Source organism: Rathayibacter sp. AY1D5, assembly GCF_002932515.1.
GTDB lineage: Bacteria > Actinomycetota > Actinomycetes > Actinomycetales > Microbacteriaceae > Rathayibacter.
This window is the reverse complement of record NZ_PSVU01000029.1, coordinates 1-16,376: the sequence shown is the minus strand read 5'-3', so window position 1 is coordinate 16,376 and position 16,376 is coordinate 1. Positions and strand designations below refer to the sequence as shown.

Below are 16,376 nucleotides of genomic sequence, written 5' to 3'. Positions count from 1 at the left end.
AGGCCCGACGCTCGCCGATCGGACAGCGGTTCCTGGAGTGATGCCGACGCTGTGGTTCCTGTATTCGACCGTGAGGCCGGACTTCGTCGAGAGGGAGCCGCTCGGCTCCAGGTGCTCTTATTCGGAGCTTAGTCGAGCGGCGCGTTCACTGGAGGCGGCGATAGGCGTGAGCAAGCCGAAAGATTGCATTGTCGATTCTGCTGTTCGGGTCGCTGTGACGACTCCCGGATCGGCCGTCGCAGGTGTCGCGACCAATGAAGTGAAAGCAAGTACGGTGCCCATGAGCAGCGCTCGAACCGATCTTCTGGTGCCTGGCAAGAACATCTCCTTCTCTCAACGTCATCTTTGACACCAGTCACAATTGCAGGGTTATCGCAGATCATCAATGATCGGGCGGGTTCCAGAAGTCCGATGGCGCGTTCGGAGGACCATTCGCCTAATGGTGTCCTTGGCGGGTCGCGCTCGTCGAGTCCCGCGCGGCGGAGGGCGCTCGGCTCAGTGCCGGTGCTCGTCCACCCAGCGCGGGAAGGGGTCCGCGTACTCCGCCCAGGCGGCGGGGCCGGCCAGCAGCTCCTCGGGGGTGAGCAGGCAGCTCTGCAGGACGGCGGTCAGCCTCCCGGTGTCCAGGCCCGTCCCGAAGAAGGCGAGCTCCTGGCCGAGAGGCGCGTCCTCGTCCCAGCTGAGCAGGCTGGTCGGGTCCAGCGTCAGCACGTCGCCGGCGACGGACCACGAGCCGACCCGGTCGGCGCGCGTCGCCAGGCGCACCAGGCCGCGGGAGCGGAGGATGCGGCCCACCTTCTCCGCCACCAGCTCCCCGTGGACCGCCGTGCTCAGGCGGCCGGGGTGGAAGGGCAGCGGATCGCGGAACACGAACTCCTCGACGGTCGTGCCCGAGGCGCGGCGCCGCGAGGTCCCGTTGAGGGCGCACTGCCAGCCCATCGAGGAGGCGATCGCGTGCGCGCGCCGGGGGTGGAGCCTCCGTGGCGCCGCCGGGAGCTCACCGGCGGGGAGGAGATCGGCGGTGGGGGCGAGTGCTCGCAGGAGGTCGCGGACGAGTGCGGTCCGCTCGGGGTCGCTCTCGGAGAGGGGCTCGGCGAGGGCGATGAGGCTCGAGAACTCCAGGCGGGCGGCGAGGCGCTCCGCCGAGTCGAAGGAGGGGCCCGCGCCGCCGCAGAGCACGCGCAGGATCTCCTCCGTCGACGTCACGGCGACCACGTCGAGGATCGCGATGCGGGTGTCGGCGGGATGCCGCTGCGCGCAGAGGTGCTCGAGCACGAGTCCGATCTCGAGCGGGTCGGCCTGGCCATCGAGGGCGACGACCGTGTGACCGCGGTGGCCGTCGTCGGCGTCGGCCGCGAGGCGCCGGTGGAGCTCCTCGGCGAGAGCGGGACCGTCGGCGCCGGGCGGATCGACCTCGAAGGCGATCCGGGACTCGGGCCTGCCGGCGAGGAGCGCGGCGGTCCGCCCGGCGTCCCGGGGGTCGGTCGCGCTGACGAGGGTGACGGCGAGGACGGGGGGTGCGGGGTGGTGGGGCTCCATGGACCGCTACTCTATCGATAACAGTTCTCATTAACGACAGGAGCATCCGTGAAGGTCCGCAACTCCCTCAGGTCGATGAAGGCGCAGCCCGGCTCGCAGGTGGTCCGCCGCCGGGGCCGCGTCTTCGTGATCAACAAGCTGAACCCGCGCTTCAAGGCCCGTCAGGGCTGAGCGCCGACGGGAGGGTGCGAGCCCTCCCGTCGCGCACGGCCTCAGTGCTCGTCGTAGTGGCCGGCGTGAGCGGCGTGCTTGTGGCCGTCGTGGACGAAGTCCACGTGGTCGTCGTGCTGCACGGTCTCGTGGCCGCAGGCGTCGCCGTGCTCGTGGTCGGCGGTCGAGTGCTCGGCCTCCGACTCGTGCTCGTCGTAGTGGTCGCCGTGCAGGGCGTGGTGGTGCGTGCCGTGGACGTAGTCGACGTGGTCCTCGTGCTGCACGGCCGGGTGGCCGCAGCCCTCGCCGTGCTCGTGCTCGGTGACGGGGTGCTCGGCGTGGAGATCGGTGGTGCTCATGGTGCTGCCTTTCCGGATGCGGGGGCCGCGGACGCGACGGGCTCCAGTCGACCAGATCCATAAACGCATTGCAATGGATGCGCCTAATCGAGAGCGATCATCGTTCCCGACAGGGACGGAGGTCACCCCTCCAGGGCGTGCCGGACAGCGTCGTCGACGATGTGCGTGACGTGGGTGTCGGCGACGGAGTAGTGCGCCTCACGGCCTACGCGCTCGACCGCGACCAGCCCGGCGGTGCGGAGCATCCGCAGGTGCTGCGAGACCAGCGGCTGCGAGAGCCCGGTCACCTCGGCCAGCCGCCCGACCGTCGACGTCTCCTCGGCGAGGGCCCGGAGCAGGCGCAGCCGGGAGGAGGAGGACAGCACCTTGAAGAGCTCGGCGGCGGGTTCGAGGTCCTCGGTCATCTGCTCATGTAAGCAGAGGTGCATGCGCCGTGTCCGCGCGGCGCCCCGCGCGCCTCCGACTACCCTCGGTGCGATGGACGAGGACAGGTACGGGCAGGACGTGCTCGCCGGCGACTGGCGCGCCCGCGGCAGGGTCGAGGTGGCGGTGGTCGAGGCCGAGCGCGATCTGGTGGTCGAGGAGGTCGCCTCCGGCTTCGTGGGCGCCGTGCTCGGCGTGGAGCTGCGGATGGTGCGGCTGGAGGACCGGTTCGGCAAGGTCCGCGTGTTCCCGCTGGGGCCCGGGTTCCTCCTCGAGGGGAAGCCCGTGTCGCTCAAGGCGCCCGGGCTGAAGCGCGACGCCGGCCTCGGTCGCGCGCGCTCCGCCTCCGGCTCCTTCCACGTCGCCGACGCGAAGGCGCGGGTCGCCCTGCCCAGCCGCATCTACGTCGAGGGCCGGCACGACGCCGAGCTGGTCGAGAAGGTCTGGGGCCACGACCTGCGGGTCGAGGGCGTCGTCGTCGAGTACATCGAGGGCGTCGACAACCTCGACGAGCTGGTGCGCGGGTTCCGGCCCGGTCCGGGCCGCCGCATCGGCGTGCTCGTCGACCACCTGGTGCGCGGCTCGAAGGAGTCGCGGATCGCCGAGCAGGTCGCCGCCGGTCCGCACGGCGCCCACGTCCTCGTCGTCGGCCACCCCTACATCGACGTCTGGCAGGCCGTGAAGCCCGGCCGGATCGGCCTGGAGCGCTGGCCCGAGATCCCGCGCGGCACCGAGTGGAAGCACGGGATCTGCGAGGCGCTCGGCTGGCCGCACGAGGAGCAGGCCGACATCGCGCGCGCCTGGCAGCGCATCCTCGGCCGGGTGCGCACCTTCCAGGACCTGGAGCCGGCGCTGCTGGGCCGGGTCGAGCAGCTCATCGACTTCGTGACGGAGCCCGCATGACCCGGCACGCGGGGCTCGGCCTCGCCCTCGACGCCGTGCTCGTCCTGGTCTTCGTGCTGATCGGCCGCGGGAGCCACGACGAGGGGTCGGCGCTGATCGGCCTGCTCACCACGCTCTGGCCGTTCCTGGCGGCGCTCCTGCTCGGCTGGGTCGTCACGCGCTCGTGGCGCTCCCCGGACCGGATCGTGCCCGCCGGGCTCGTCGTCTGGGCGGTGACCGTCGCGGGCGGGATGCTCCTGCGGATCGCCTCCGGGCAGGGCGTGCAGTGGAGCTTCGTGATCGTGACGGCCGTCGTGCTGGCCGTGTTCCTCCTCGGCCGCCGCGCTCTGACGCGGCTGATCGCCCGCCGGCGCTAGGCGGACCGGCGGCTCAGCCCACCCGCACCCCGAAGTGCTCCGCGAACAGCGGCAGCAGGAGGCTGAGCTGCAGCTCGGAGAGGGTGGCGCCGCGGAGGCCGTCCAGCCCGGTGAGCACGTGCAGCTCGGCGCCGCGCAGATCGAGGTGCTCGATCCGGGCCCGGGAGAGATCGAGGGAGCGGACGTCGCAGTCGACCAGGCGCAGCCGCGTGCCGGTCGCACCCGCCAGGTCGAGCTCGTCGATCGTGCAGCGCTCGAGCAGCACGTCGCGCACCGCGGCTCCGCGGAGGTTCAGGTAGCCGAGCTTGCAGTCGGCCACGCGCACCTGCTCCCAGGTGCTCTCGTAGAGCTCGGCCGAGCCCAGCCGCGAGGCGAGCAGCTCGACGGATCGGAGCCGGCTCCGCGGCGCCGAGAGCCCGGGGACGTCCAGCCGCTCGAGCCGCGACTCCGCGATCGACGCGGCCCGCAGCTGGGCGCCGTCCAGGACCACTCCCTCCAGCACGCACTCGCTGAAGGAGGCCGCGGTGAGATCGGCGCCGGTGAGGTCGGTGCCGGCGAAGCGCAGCCCTTCGGCGTGCTCCCGGGCGCCCGTGTCCCCGGCGTACCCCTCGGCGAGGCCGTCGAGGAGGAGGGGGTCGAGCCGGGGAGGAGCGGTCGCGTCGCGCACGCGGCGAGCCTAGTGCTGGCACCATGGCGGCATGCCCCGCCTGCTCGCCGTGTGCCGCGTCGCCCGCCTCCTGCCCGACTCCGGCACGGTCGGCGTGACCGCGATCGACAAGCGGCCGGTCGAGGGTCCCGTCGGAGTGCGCGACCTGGGCCTCTACGGCGACGTGCAGGCCGATCGCGCGCACCACGGCGGCCTCGACAAGGCGCTCTACGCCTACTCCGACGAGGACGCGGTCTGGTGGGCGGAGCGCCTGGGGCGGCCGGTGGCCGCGGGGATGTTCGGCGAGAACCTGCGGATCGCGGGCCTCGACGTGAGCGGAGCCGTGATCGGCGAGCGCTGGCGGATCGGCGAGGCGGTCGAGGTCGAGGTGACGATGCCGCGGACGCCGTGTGCGACGTTCCAGCGGGCCCTCGGAGAGCCCCAGTGGGTGAAGCGCTTCGCCGACGAGGGGCGTACCGGCGCGTACCTGCGGGTGCTGCACCGCGGATCGGTGGAGGCGGGCGACGCCGTCGAGGTGCTGAGCCGGCCCGGGCACGGCGTCCCGGTCGACCGCTGGTACCGCGAGCACAGCCCGGCGGACGCGCAGGCGCTCCTCGAAGCGGAGGAGGCGGGTGCGCTCCGGCCGGCTCCGGCGCTGCGGGCGTCGATCGAGCGGGCGCTCGCCTGACCCGGTCTACTCCCCGCGCGCCTCGCGCTTGAGGCGGCGCTTGACCGCTCGCTCCGTCAGCACCGTCAGGTAGTCCTGCACGGGCCGGTCCTGCAGGTCCGCGAGCTCCTCGCGCACGAGCGGCGCGACCTGCTCCTCGGAGTGGTCGGGGAACTTCTTGCGCACGTTCGCGGTCACGTCGCGCACCACCTGGTCGAGATCGAAGTCGGTCGTCATGCGGAGATCCTGGCCCCTCCAGGTGAACAGGAGGGGCGCGGAGCCCACGGCCCCGCGCCCCTCCTCCGTGCCGATGGTCAGCTCGCGGCGACGGCGATCTCGTTCGGCGTGACGTCGAGCTCGCCCGTGGCGACGACCTCTCCCGTGGTGAGGTCGACGGCGTGGATGCTGTCGGCGGCCGGGTCGGTCACGTAGGCGATGTCTCCGGCGACCGTGATCGCGGGGTGCGGGTCCTGCCACTCGACCGGGCTCTCCCAGGCGTCGACGACGGGGTAGGAGGCGGTCAGCTCGCCGGTCCCGGGGTCGAGGACGTGGATCGCGCCGTCCGAGGCGATCATGTACGCCAGGTCGTCGGGGCCGCGGGCGACGCCGCGGAAGGTGTACTCGACGCCCTCGGGCAGGTCGACGACGTCGAGGGTCTTCGCCTCGGTGTCGATCAGCGCCACGCGGTGCAGGAGGTAGCCCTCGGCGTCGCGGTCGTCCTTGTAGTCGCCGACGATGATCGGGCTGGTCTCGCTGACCCAGGCGTTGCCCATGCGGCCGTACGGCTGGTCCGGCGCCTCGAGCTTCGTGATCTCGCCGCCGTCGTAGACCAGGGCGCCGTTCTCGCAGCCGAAGACGACGACCTCGTTCTCGGCCGTGCCCTCTCCGTGGACACCGGGGCACTGGTCGTTCGTGGCCGTCACGGCGCCGGAGGCGTCGCGCACCTCGATGCCCTTGCGCCCGTCGGCGTCACCGACCGTGGTGAGGAAGGTGCCGTCCTCGAGGACGATCGAGACGCCGTGGTGCGCCTCGACGCCCGGGATGGTCTCGGTCTCGGGCATCCCGTCCGAGGACGCCAGGTCGGCGGTCTCGAGGACGGTCGTGTCGCTCGTGCCGTCGGCGTAGAGGACGGTCTTCCCGGCGTGCCGGACGACGTGGCCCGGGGTGTCCGCGGGGAAGACGATGTCCGTCAGCTCCGGCTCGCCGCTGGTGCCGGCGGCGGTGTCGAGGAGCTGGAACCCCTCGCTCATGGTGACCATGACGTGGCGGTCGTCGCCGGCGGGGTTGAGGCGGGTGAACTCCTCGGAGTCCATGTCCGCGACGGTCTCGAGGGTCTCGCCGTCGAGGACGAGGATGCCGCCCTCGTAGGCGACGGCGACGCGGGCGCCGGCGGCCGCCGCGGCCTCGGTGGCCGGTGCGGTGGACGCCGAGGACTCGGCGGCCGGGGTCGAGCTCGACGAGCAGGCCGCGAGGACCGTGATCGAGCAGGCGGCGATCAGGCCGAGGCCCGCCCGCCGGACGTGGGGATTCTGCATGGGTGCTTCTTCTTCCTGGTGGTGGATCGGAGGGCTCACGGGGAGAGCCCGGTGGCGATGCGCTGTGTGTTGACGCGCATCATGGCGAGGTAGTCGGGAGCGCCGCCCTCGGGCGCCGTCAGGGACTCCGTGAACAGCTCGACCACCTCCACGCGGATGTCGGCCTCGCTCGCGAGCGCCTGGACCAGGCGGTCGGGAGACGAGGACTCCGCGAAGATCGTGGGGACGCCGGTCTGCTCGACCGCGTCGACGAGATCGGCGAGGTCGGAGGCGGACGGCGCCGCGAGGGTCGTGCCTCCGGGGATGACGGCGCCGACGACGTCGAAGTCGAAGCGGTCGGCGAGGTACCCGAAGACGTGGTGGTTGGTGACGAGGGCGCGGCGCTCGGCGGGGATCGCGGCGAACGCCGCGGCCATCTCGGAGTCGAGCCGCTCGAGCTCGGCGCGGTAGCCGGCCGTCCGGTCCCGGACGGCGGCCGGATCGACGCCGTCGAGCGCGGCGAGCACGGGCCCGAGGGAGTCGACGACGTCGATCATCCGGCCGGGGTCCGTCCAGAAGTGCGAGTCCGGGCTCCCCTCCGCGTCGCCCTCGCTGTAGTCGAGGACGTCGACGGCGTCGCCGGCGACGAACGCGGGGACGTCCTCACCGGAGGCCTCGTCGAGGTGCTGCTGCAGGCCCTCCTCGAGTCCGAGCCCGTTCGAGACGACGAGGTCGGCGGAGCGCAGGCGCGCCGCCTCCTGCGCCGAGATCTCGAAGGAGTGCGGGTCGGCGTCGGGCTTCATCAGCGTGACGACCTGCGCCTCGTCGCCGACGAGCTCGCCCACGACGTCGCCGAGGATGTTGGTGGAGACGATGACGAGGGGCCTCTCGTCCTCCTCCGCGGACGTGCAGCCCGACAGGAACAGGACCGCCGCGGCGGAGGCGAGGGCCCAGCCGCGCCTCATCGGCCCGTCTCCGCCATGAAGGCCGGCTCGGTGGCGGTCTCGAAGGTGCGGGCGAGGCGCGCGCCGTCCGCGTAGTCGATCTCGTGCAGCTTCCGCTCGGCGGGCGCGCTGAGGTAGGCCCGCTGCTGGTCGGCGATCAGGACGGGCCGCGAGCCGTCCGCGGTCGTGTCCGCGACGAGGGGCGCGGTCTCGGCGAGGACCGCGCCGTCGGAGCCGTCGAGCACCAGCACGCGGCCGTCGGCGGCGAGGGCGAGGACGGTCTCGTCCGCGTCGTCCACCGCGGTGACCTGCGCCAGCGGGGCGGGAGAGGGGAGGAGGCTCCAGGAGCGCTCCCGGGTGTCGAGGAGCCAGATGCCCGCGTCCCCGGCGAGGCCGGCGACCGTGGGGCGGCCCTCACGGTTGTCGAAGGAGGCGGCGGGTGGCGCGGTGGTGCCGGCGGGGTAGGGGATCCGCTCGACGATGAGCTCCTCGTCCTCGATCGACGCCAGGAGTGCGCCGTCGGAGCAGCCGATGACGGCGCCGACGCGGGTGGTGATCGTCCCGGCGGGGTCGGGGCAGGCCTCGCGGAGGCCCGTCGGCTCGCCGTCCGAGTCGTAGCCGGCGACGGCCGCTCCGGATCCGGACCCCTCGGTCACCAGTGCGCACGAGCCGACGGGCACGACCATCCCGGGTCCGGGCTCGACGTCCTTCCGGAACCGCTCGACGATCGCGCCCTTCGACAGCGCCTCGGTGTCGAGGAGGACCGCCTCGCCGGTGTCGGGGAAGAAGAGTCCGGTTCCGCCGGTGGTCGAGAGGTTCGTCGTGGCGACGACGGCCGTCCCGGAGCCCTCGACCGTGCCGATCAGGCGGGGGTCCGCGCGGTAGTAGTGGAAGTGGTCGACGTGGTCCCAGGTCCACACGCCGCTGTCGACGATCTCGACGCCCGCATCGGTCTGGGCGAAGAGGTAGCGGCCGTCGGTCGTCATCGCGCTGGGTGCGCCGATGGTGCCGAGGCCGGTGACCGTCTCGTCGAGGAGGTCGAGGTGCGACACGGCGCCCGACGGGTCGATCGACGTCAGCCCCAGGCGCGGCTCGGCGAGCTCGGCGGCATTCGCGACGGCGCCGTGGCCGGAACCCGTGTCGTCCGCGGCCGGCGCGGAGGCATCGGTCGAGCAGGCGGCCAGGCCCAGCGCGAGAGCGCCCAGGAGGACGGTGGAGGCGGTGGTTCGGGAGTGCACGGAGTCCTTTCGAGGGTGAGCGGGGGAGGAGCGGTGCCGGCAGGGCCTCATGCGGCGACCGGCTGAGGGCCCGACCGGGACGCGAGGGCCGACGCGGCCGAGCGGACCGCCCAGGACACCGCGGCGACCGCGATGGCCGTGCCGGCGACCGAGGCGCCCGCCGCCGTGGCCGCGTGCCAGGAGACGAGCAGGCCGACGAGCACGGAGGCCGCGCCGAGGATCGACGCGAGCAGCATCCGGGTCGGGATGCGCGTGGTCCAGTGACCGGCGGCCACCGCGGGAGCCAGCAGGAGCCCGACGACGAGGAGCGAGCCGACCGCCTGGTAGGAGGCGACGACGGCGAGAGTCACCAGGCCGACCAGCGCGGCCTGAGCCGAGCGCGGACCGAGGCCGAGCACCGCGGCGATGCGCGGATCCAGCGCCAGGGCGACGAGCGGGCGGTGGAAGGCCGCTGCGACGAGGAGGCCGACTCCGGCGGCGGCGGCGAGCAGCCCGATGTCGACGGGAGTGATCGCGAGGATGTCGCCGAAGAGGATCGAGGTCGCGTCCGTGGCGAAGCTGCCCGAGTGCGAGATCACGATGACCCCCAGCGCCAGCATGGCGACGAAGAGCAGGCCGATGCTGGTGTCGTAGGACAGTCGTCCGCGCCGCTGCAGGGCCGCGATGCCGAGGCTCATCAGCACCGCGCTGGCTGCGCCGCCCACGAGGACGGGCGCGCCGAGCACCGTCGCGAGGGCGACGCCGGGGAGCATCCCGTGGGCGAGCGCCTCGCCGAGGAAGGCCATCCCGCGGAGGACCACCCAGGTGCCGACGACGCCGCAGAGGACCGCGACGAGGACGCCGCCGAGGAGGGCGCGCTGGAGGAAGTCGAGAGCGAACGGCTCGAGGATTCCGGCGAGGAGGCTGGGCATGGTGCCCGACCGTACACGATAATGAGAACAGTTATCACACCTGTACGCTCGTCGGGATGGACGTCTCACCCCTGCCCGAGCCCCCGGTCCGCCTCCGAGGCGCTCACGTCGACTTCGGCTCCCGCCGCGCTCTCGCGGGGGTCGATCTCGACGTCGCCGCGCGCTCGCTGACCGTGATCGCCGGGCCGAACGGCGCCGGCAAGTCGACGCTCCTGGAGGTGATCGCGGGAGTGCGTCCACTGACGTCCGGCACGCGGGACGTCACCGGAGCGATCGCCTTCGTGCCGCAGCGGGCGTCGATCCCGGACCGCCTCCCGGTGACGGTGCGCGACGTGGTCGCGGTGGGCACCTGGGGTCGGCTCGGCCGCCTCCGCCGCAGCGACGCGCGCGCGGCGGACGCGATCGCCACCGCGCTCGAGCGGATGGAGATCGCCGCGCTCGCCCGGGAGCCCTTCGCGGTGCTCTCCGGCGGTCAGCGGCAGCGGGCGCTCCTCGCCCAGGAGCTCGCCCGCGGGGCCGGCCTGCTGCTCCTGGACGAGCCCACCACCGGCCTCGACTCGGCGAGTGCGGAGCGGATCCGGTCGGTCCTGCGCGCGGAGGCGGACCGCGGCGCGACGGTGGTCTGCGTCTCGCACGACCCCGCCGTGCTGGCCGACGCCGACCGCGTCGTCGGACTCGTCGACGGGGCCCTCGCTCCGGCGGACCGATCCGTCACCCGCGGCCCGTGAGGCGGGGGCGCACGGGCCGTCCGTGACGGATCGCACCCGAGCGACGGGCCGCGGGCTGGGAGGATGGGGGGATGACCTCGACGCTGCTCGACCGCATGCCGACGCCCGACGCGGACGGGCGCGTCGACGACGACGCGGTCTACCTGGCCTTCACCGAGTGGGCGGAGTCGCGCGGCCTCCCGCTCTACCCGGCGCAGGACGAGTCCATGCTCGAGATCGCCTCCGGCTCCAACCTGATCCTCTCGACGCCCACCGGCACCGGGAAGTCGCTCGTCGCGATCGGCGCGCACGCCGCGGCGCTCGCCTCCGGACGCCGCAGCTTCTACACGGCGCCGATCAAGGCGCTCGTCTCCGAGAAGTTCTTCGCGCTGGTCGACGTCTTCGGCGCCTCCAACGTCGGGATGGTCACCGGCGACTCCTCGGTGAACGCCGACGCGCCGATCATCTGCTGCACGGCCGAGATCCTCGCGAACCTCGCGCTCCGGCACGGCGAGGACACCCCGGTCGACCAGGTCGTGATGGACGAGTTCCACTTCTACGCGGACCCGGCGCGCGGCTGGGCCTGGCAGGTGCCGCTGCTCACCCTCCCGCACGTGCAGTTCGTGCTGATGTCGGCCACCCTCGGCGACGTGACGGCGCTCGCCGCCGACCTCAGCCGCCGTACGGGCCGGGAGACCGCCCGGGTCACCGGCGTGGAGCGCCCGGTGCCGCTGCACTACTTCTACGAGATCGCGCCGATCCACGACTCCATCGAGGAGCTGCTCTCGACGAACCAGTCGCCGGTCTACGTCGTGCACTTCTCGCAGGCGGCCGCTCTCGAGCGCGCGCAGGCGCTCACCAGCGCGAACATCGCCACCCGCGAGCACCGCGACCGCATCGCCGAGGTGATCGGCGGCTTCCGCTTCACCACCGCGTTCGGCAAGACCCTCTCCCGGCTGCTCCGGCTGGGGATCGGCGTGCACCACGCGGGCATGCTGCCGAAGTACCGCCGCCTGGTCGAGCAGCTCGCCCAGCAGGGCATGCTGCGCGTGATCTGCGGCACGGACACCCTCGGCGTCGGCATCAACGTCCCCATCCGTACCGTGCTGCTCACCGCGCTGACCAAGTACGACGGCACCCGGACCCGCCAGCTCTCGGCCCGCGAGTTCCACCAGATCGCCGGCCGCGCCGGTCGCGCCGGGTACGACACCGCCGGGACCGTGGTCGTGCAGGCCCCCGAGCACGAGTCCGAGAACCGGAAGGCTCTCGACAAGATGGGCGACGACCCGAAGAAGCGGAGGAAGTGGGTCGCCAAGCGCGCGCCGCAGGGCTTCGTCAGCTGGGGGGAGCCGAGCTTCCGCAAGCTCGTCGACGCGGAGCCCGAGACGCTGACCTCGCACATGACGATCACCTCGGCGATGCTGCTGAACGTGATCGCCCGCGGCGGCGACGCCTACGCGAACGTGCACGCCCTGATCTTCGACAACCACGAGCCGTGGAAGCGGCAGCTGCAGCTCGCCCGCCGGGCGCTCGGTATCTACCGGACGCTGCGGGAGGCAGGAGTGGTCGAGCAGAGCGTCGGCGCCGACGGCGTGACCCGCATCCGCCTGACCGTCGATCTGCAGCCGAACTTCGCGCTCAACCAGCCGCTCTCGCCGTTCGCGCTGGCCGTGTTCGACGTTCTCGACCCGGAGTCGCCGAGCTTCGCGCTCGACGTGATCTCGGTGCTCGAGGCGACCCTCGACGACCCGCGCCCGATCCTGGGGGCCCAGCAGTTCCAGGCCCGCGGGGAGGCCGTCGCCGCGATGAAGGCCGACGGGATCGAGTACGAGGAGCGGATGGAGCTGCTCGAGTCCGTCACGCACCCCAAGCCGCTCGAGGAGCTCCTCGACGCGACCTTCGAGACCTACACCGCGGCGCAGCCGTGGGTGAAGGACTTCGAGCTCTCGCCGAAGTCGGTCGTGCGCGACATGTACGAGCGGGCGATGTCCTTCGGCGAGTACACCGCCTTCTACAAGCTCTCCCGCTCGGAGGGACTGGTGCTGCGCTACCTGTCCGACGCGTTCCGCGCGGCCCGGCAGACCATCCCCGACGAGCTGAAGAACGAGGAGCTGCACGACCTGATCGAGTGGCTGGGCGAGCTCGTGCGCCAGGTCGACTCCTCGCTGGTCGACGAGTGGGAGGAGCTGGTCAATCCGGCGCTCCACGCGGCGGACCAGGCGATCGTGCCGCCCGCTCCGCGCCGCCTCACCGCGAACCACCGCGCCTTCCGCGTGCTGGTGCGCAACGAGATGTTCCGCCGGGTGACCCTCGCCGCCCTCGACGACCACGAGGCGCTCGGCGAGCTCGACGCCGCCGCCGGCTTCGACGCCGACGCGTGGGGCGCCGCGCTGGACGACTACTACGACGAGCACGACAGCATCGGCATCGGGCCCGACGCCCGGGGGCCGAAGATGCTGCTCGTCACGGAGGAGCCGACGCAGTGGCTCGTGCGGCAGATCTTCGACGATCCGGCCGGCGACCACGACTGGGGGATCTCGGCGACCGTCGACCTCGCCGAGTCGGACGAGCAGGGTGCGGCCGTCGTCCGCGTCACCTCGGTCGGCCGCCTGGACTGATCAGCGGCCGCGCTTCTCCCGGCGCTGCATCTCGGCGGCGATGTCCGCCTCGGTGATCTCCTTGCGGGCGGGACCCCAGATCGACGCGGCCTGGCCGACGACGCCGATCCCGATCCCGATCATCGGCCAGATCGGCCAGAAGTAGCCGTCGGCCCCTGTGCCGACCCAGACGGCGGTCGTGATCGCCGAGACGCTCGCCCATCCGCCGACCGATCCCAGGAAGTCGCGGCGCCGCTTGACCTCGCGCACAGCGAGCGCGCGCTCGGCGTCCTCGACGCGGGCGGTCTCCACCTCCTCGCCGGAGGCGTCCGCCGGGACGACCTCCGCGGACCGGTCTCGCCGGGCGGACGGGTCCGGAGTTCCCCACTCGTTCGTCATGCGGCCAGCCTACGCACGGGCCGTCGGCAGCGGTACGCGGGCTTCAGGGGGCGGCCGCCTGCTCCGGCTGGCAGTGCGGGCACCACCAGGTGCGGCGCTGCTCGGGGTCGTCGCGGACCTCGTCGCGGACGAGCACCGTCGTGCCGCAGCGCAGGCACGGGCGCCCGGCGCGCCCCGCGACCCAGTGCCGCTCGCCGCGGCGGGTGTCACCGGTGGTGGTCTGGAACATCCCCGGGATCGTGCCGGAGGCGCGGAGGCCTCTCGCCGCGGTCGCCACGAGGGCGCGGACGTCGAGGGAGCCGATCGGCCGCCAGGGCCAGACCCCGCGGAGGAAGCAGGCCTCGTTGGCCCAGAGGTTGCCGAGGCCCGCGAGGCAGCGCTGGTCGAGGAGTGCGGCGACGACGGGCCGGTCCGGGAGGCGGGAGAGGCGCCGGACGGCCTCGTCGGCGTCCCAGTCCGCGCGGAGCGGGTCGGGCCCGAGGTGCCCGACGGCGCGCGGCTCGTCGCGGGTGGCGAGGAGCTCGACGACCGGGAGGTCGATGCCCCACACGGTCGAGTCGTCGTCGAGGCGGAGGCGGACGCGGACGTCCTTCTGCACCGAGCGGGGGACCGCTCGGCCGGGAGCGGTCACGGTCCAGGAGCCCTGCATCCGCAGGTGGGTGTGCAGGGTCGTTCCGCCGGAGAAGCGGGTGAGGAGGTGCTTGCCGTGGGTGTCGTGCTCGAGGATCCTCAGCCCGGCGAGGGAGGTGCCGGCCGCGTCCCCGGAGCGCAGCTCGCCCTCGAGGACGGTGCGACCGTCCGCCGCCCGCCTGAGGCGGGCGGCGAGACGGTGCACACTGTCTCCCTCGGGCATCCCCGAACTCTAGGAGCCGGAGCTCGTCGAGGTCAGGGGTCGCGCGGGATCAGGCGCCGCGGTACGCCTGCTTGTAGACGCGCTCGGTGCCGTCGGGCGCGGTGACCTCGATGGTCGCCGTGCCGGCCTTGATGGGCGTGAAGACGGTCACGGTCTTCACCGTGAACGACTGGCCGGGCTTGACCGTCTGCTTCGTCTTGCTGCCGTACGCCGTCGTGATCTCGATCGAGACCGTCTCGTCGCCGTTGTTCACCGCCGACACCGTCAGCGTCCGCACGACGGCGAGGCGCTTGGTGGAGGCGGTGGTCGCGACGTCGATGACCGTGACGGGCTCGGGCTCCGGGTCCGTCTGGGTCTCGGGCAGGTCGAGGCCGACGACGACCGGGTCGTGGTCGCTGGAGCGGTACGCCGAGGTGTCGTAGAAGATCGTCGCGTTGTAGTCGTAGCGGCTGTACTCCAGTGCCACGGACTCGCCGCTGTTGATGTTCCAGGTGTCGACCCCGGTGACCGTCCTGTCGGCCGCGGGCGAGGCGAAGACGTGATCCAGCGAGCCGACCGCGCCGTCGAACGAGTACGAGTACTTGCCGTCCTTCGCACCCTGGTCGATGTAGCCGGCGTCGGTGATCACCTTCACCGGGTCCTCCTTCGAGTAGGCGTTGAAGTCGCCCAGCAGGTAGACGAGCTCGGTGGCCTTCTCGGTGCGGAGGCGGTCGGCGAAGGCGACGAGGGCGGTCGCCTGCTTCACGCGCGAGGCGTTCGAGGCGCCCTGGCCGTCGCCCTGGTCGGCGTCGGCGCCGGATCCGGAGCCCTTCGACTTGAAGTGGTTCACGATCGCGACGAACTCGCTGGCGCTGTCGCCGAGGAGGCGGAACTCCTGGGCGAGGGGCTTGCGGGCGTTCGAGAAGTTCACCGTGTCGTTGAGCACGACGGACTCGCCGACCGGCTCGATGACTGCCTTCTTGTAGATGAAGGCGGTGCGGATGACGTCCTCGTCCGCGAGCGCGGGGAGCGCTGCGGGGGAGGGTACGTAGGCCCAGACCTCGGAGCCGGCCGCCGTGTTCAGCGCGGCGGTCAGGTTGGCGAGGGCCTCGTCGCGCGGCTTGCCGAACTTGGCCGAGTTCTCGATCTCCTCGAGCGAGACGACGCCCGCGCCGAGGGTGTTGATCGCGGTCACGATCTTGGCCTGCTGGCGCTCGAGGTCATCGGCGTTCGCCGCTCCGCGGGCGTCGCAGCCGCTGTTGACCGTGACGGGGTCGCCGTCGCGGTCGGTGTAGAAGGTGCAGCCGGTGATCGAGTCGCCGGTGGTGGAGAAGTAGTTGAGCACGTTGAAGGACGCGATCGAGAGGTCGCCGCCGACGGCCTCGGGCTTCGCGGTCCGGGTGTTCGCGAAGGTCGCGGGCTGCACGTCGCCGGCGTTCTCGACGGTCAGCTGCGTGGTGGGCTGGAAGGCCCAGCCGCCGTTGCGGTAGTCGAGGACGACGGGGCGGGTGAAGGTCGCCGGAGCACCCACGCGGATCGGCGCGGTGGTGGTGAGGTAGGGCAGCGGGATCGCCTTGTTCGCGGCGGCGCCGAGGAAGTTGATCGAGGCGCCGTCGTCGAGGGTGATCGCGCGGGCGGCGTTGTCGGCGACGACGGCCGCGAGCTCCGGCGAGCCGGGGCGGGCGACCTCGGTCGGCGTGAGCAGCGGGGACGTGCCGGCGGCGAGGCCGACCGAGCCGAAGCTGTTCAGGTCGAAGGTGTCGGTGACCGTGTAGGCGCCCTGCGGAGCGATCAGCATGCTCTCGAGCACCTCGCGCTCGGCGGCGGTGCGGGGGAGCGCGACAGCGGCCGGGACCGGCGCTGCGGCGGCGTCGTCGAGCTTCACGACGGTCGCGGCCGAGGTCGGGGTGAGCTCGGTCAGGCCGTTGTACTCGCTCACCACGCCGGTGATGCGCAGGTGGTCGCCGATCGCGACCGACCCGACGGAGGCGGAGGAGAAGACGAAGACGGCGTCGGAGGCCGTGCGCGAGCTCTCGCCGCCGGTGCCGGGGGTCTGGATGACGTAGCCGTTGTAGCCGCCGGACGGGTAGCGCGCGGTGACGACGCCGGAGGTGGTGACGGTGCTGCCGACGAGCGGCGACGCGTCGCCGCTCGTCGGCAGCACCGTCACCACCTCCGGCGTCGTCACCGC

At 72.7% G+C, this 16,376-nt stretch carries 18 protein-coding genes; 6 read left to right on the top strand and 12 right to left on the bottom strand.

The annotated features are described in order from the left end of the window. Positions 1–495 precede the first annotated feature (495 nt). Positions 496–1,539 carry a GTP-binding protein gene (locus tag C5C82_RS10235; RefSeq protein WP_104355022.1) on the bottom strand — a complete coding sequence of 348 codons (1,044 nt, stop codon included), beginning with the start codon at positions 1,537–1,539 and terminating at the stop codon, positions 496–498. Positions 1,540–1,587: 48 nt separating this feature from the next. Between C5C82_RS10235 and ykgO the strand changes: the two genes are divergently transcribed. Then, the gene (gene ykgO, locus C5C82_RS10230) at positions 1,588–1,710 is read left to right on the top strand and encodes a type B 50S ribosomal protein L36 (RefSeq protein WP_104226896.1); all 123 of its coding nucleotides are present in this window, start codon (positions 1,588–1,590) and stop codon (positions 1,708–1,710) included. A 41-nt stretch (positions 1,711–1,751) separates the two neighbouring features. Here ykgO and C5C82_RS18050 read toward each other — a convergent pair whose 3' ends face one another. Continuing rightward, the gene (locus tag C5C82_RS18050; RefSeq protein ID WP_104222233.1) at positions 1,752–2,048 is read right to left on the bottom strand and encodes a hypothetical protein; all 297 of its coding nucleotides are present in this window, start codon (positions 2,046–2,048) and stop codon (positions 1,752–1,754) included. 122 nt (positions 2,049–2,170) lie between these two features. Beyond that, positions 2,171–2,452: a helix-turn-helix transcriptional regulator gene (locus C5C82_RS10220; protein WP_104222235.1), complete on the bottom strand. Its 282-nt coding sequence runs from the start codon at positions 2,450–2,452 to the stop codon at positions 2,171–2,173. A 73-nt stretch (positions 2,453–2,525) separates the two neighbouring features. On the opposite strand from C5C82_RS10220, the gene C5C82_RS10215 reads away from it, so the two are divergent. Beyond that, positions 2,526–3,374: a DUF3097 domain-containing protein gene (locus C5C82_RS10215; protein WP_104319393.1), complete on the top strand. Its 849-nt coding sequence runs from the start codon at positions 2,526–2,528 to the stop codon at positions 3,372–3,374. Then, entirely contained in the window at positions 3,371–3,730 is a 360-nt protein-coding gene (locus C5C82_RS10210) for a DUF3054 domain-containing protein (RefSeq protein WP_104233715.1), read from the top strand. The genes C5C82_RS10215 and C5C82_RS10210 overlap by 4 nt, the downstream gene beginning before the upstream one ends. A 13-nt stretch (positions 3,731–3,743) precedes the next feature. Here C5C82_RS10210 and C5C82_RS10205 read toward each other — a convergent pair whose 3' ends face one another. Beyond that, positions 3,744–4,397 carry a pentapeptide repeat-containing protein gene (locus C5C82_RS10205; protein WP_104233714.1) on the bottom strand — a complete coding sequence of 218 codons (654 nt, stop codon included), beginning with the start codon at positions 4,395–4,397 and terminating at the stop codon, positions 3,744–3,746. Between the two features lie 31 nt (positions 4,398–4,428). Between C5C82_RS10205 and C5C82_RS10200 the strand changes: the two genes are divergently transcribed. Continuing rightward, entirely contained in the window at positions 4,429–5,064 is a 636-nt protein-coding gene (locus C5C82_RS10200; protein ID WP_104255826.1) for an MOSC domain-containing protein, read from the top strand. Positions 5,065–5,070: 6 nt separating this feature from the next. Here C5C82_RS10200 and C5C82_RS10195 read toward each other — a convergent pair whose 3' ends face one another. The 5 genes from C5C82_RS10195 to aztB form a co-directional block, all read right to left on the bottom strand. Then, positions 5,071–5,280 carry a three-helix bundle dimerization domain-containing protein gene (locus C5C82_RS10195; protein ID WP_104262881.1) on the bottom strand — a complete coding sequence of 70 codons (210 nt, stop codon included), beginning with the start codon at positions 5,278–5,280 and terminating at the stop codon, positions 5,071–5,073. A gap of 77 nt (positions 5,281–5,357) precedes the next feature. Next, entirely contained in the window at positions 5,358–6,578 is a 1,221-nt protein-coding gene (gene aztD / locus C5C82_RS10190) for a zinc metallochaperone AztD (RefSeq protein WP_104295515.1), read from the bottom strand. Positions 6,579–6,613: 35 nt separating this feature from the next. Beyond that, positions 6,614–7,522 (bottom strand): zinc ABC transporter substrate-binding protein AztC, encoded by a 909-nt coding sequence (gene aztC, locus C5C82_RS10185; RefSeq protein WP_104295514.1) that lies wholly within the window; start codon positions 7,520–7,522, stop codon positions 6,614–6,616. Then, on the bottom strand, positions 7,519–8,739 hold the full coding sequence (locus C5C82_RS10180; protein WP_104355021.1) for an ABC transporter: 1,221 nt from the start codon (positions 8,737–8,739) through the stop codon (positions 7,519–7,521). The genes aztC and C5C82_RS10180 overlap by 4 nt, the downstream gene beginning before the upstream one ends. Positions 8,740–8,786: 47 nt before the next feature. Beyond that, entirely contained in the window at positions 8,787–9,650 is an 864-nt protein-coding gene (gene aztB, locus C5C82_RS10175; protein ID WP_104283876.1) for a zinc ABC transporter permease AztB, read from the bottom strand. 56 nt (positions 9,651–9,706) lie between these two features. Here aztB and aztA point away from each other — a divergent pair, with 56 nt between their 5' ends. Together aztA and C5C82_RS10165 are read left to right on the top strand one after the other, a co-directional pair. Then, complete coding sequence (aztA, locus tag C5C82_RS10170) at positions 9,707–10,378, top strand: zinc ABC transporter ATP-binding protein AztA (RefSeq protein ID WP_104355020.1); 672 nt, start codon at positions 9,707–9,709, stop codon at positions 10,376–10,378. Positions 10,379–10,449: 71 nt separating this feature from the next. Next, positions 10,450–12,975 (top strand): RNA helicase, encoded by a 2,526-nt coding sequence (locus tag C5C82_RS10165; RefSeq protein WP_104355019.1) that lies wholly within the window; start codon positions 10,450–10,452, stop codon positions 12,973–12,975. Here the strand turns inward: C5C82_RS10165 and C5C82_RS10160 are convergent, their stop codons facing one another. From C5C82_RS10160 to C5C82_RS10150, 3 genes are read right to left on the bottom strand one after another with little or no spacing between them, the layout of a single operon-like run. Next, positions 12,976–13,353 carry a 2TM domain-containing protein gene (locus C5C82_RS10160; protein WP_104325683.1) on the bottom strand — a complete coding sequence of 126 codons (378 nt, stop codon included), beginning with the start codon at positions 13,351–13,353 and terminating at the stop codon, positions 12,976–12,978. It abuts the gene before it with no gap. Positions 13,354–13,396: 43 nt separating this feature from the next. Next, positions 13,397–14,206: a DNA-formamidopyrimidine glycosylase family protein gene (locus C5C82_RS10155; protein ID WP_104292293.1), complete on the bottom strand. Its 810-nt coding sequence runs from the start codon at positions 14,204–14,206 to the stop codon at positions 13,397–13,399. Positions 14,207–14,255: 49 nt separating this feature from the next. Then, positions 14,256–16,373 (bottom strand): ExeM/NucH family extracellular endonuclease, encoded by a 2,118-nt coding sequence (locus C5C82_RS10150; RefSeq protein WP_146085977.1) that lies wholly within the window; start codon positions 16,371–16,373, stop codon positions 14,256–14,258. Positions 16,374–16,376 lie beyond the last annotated feature (3 nt).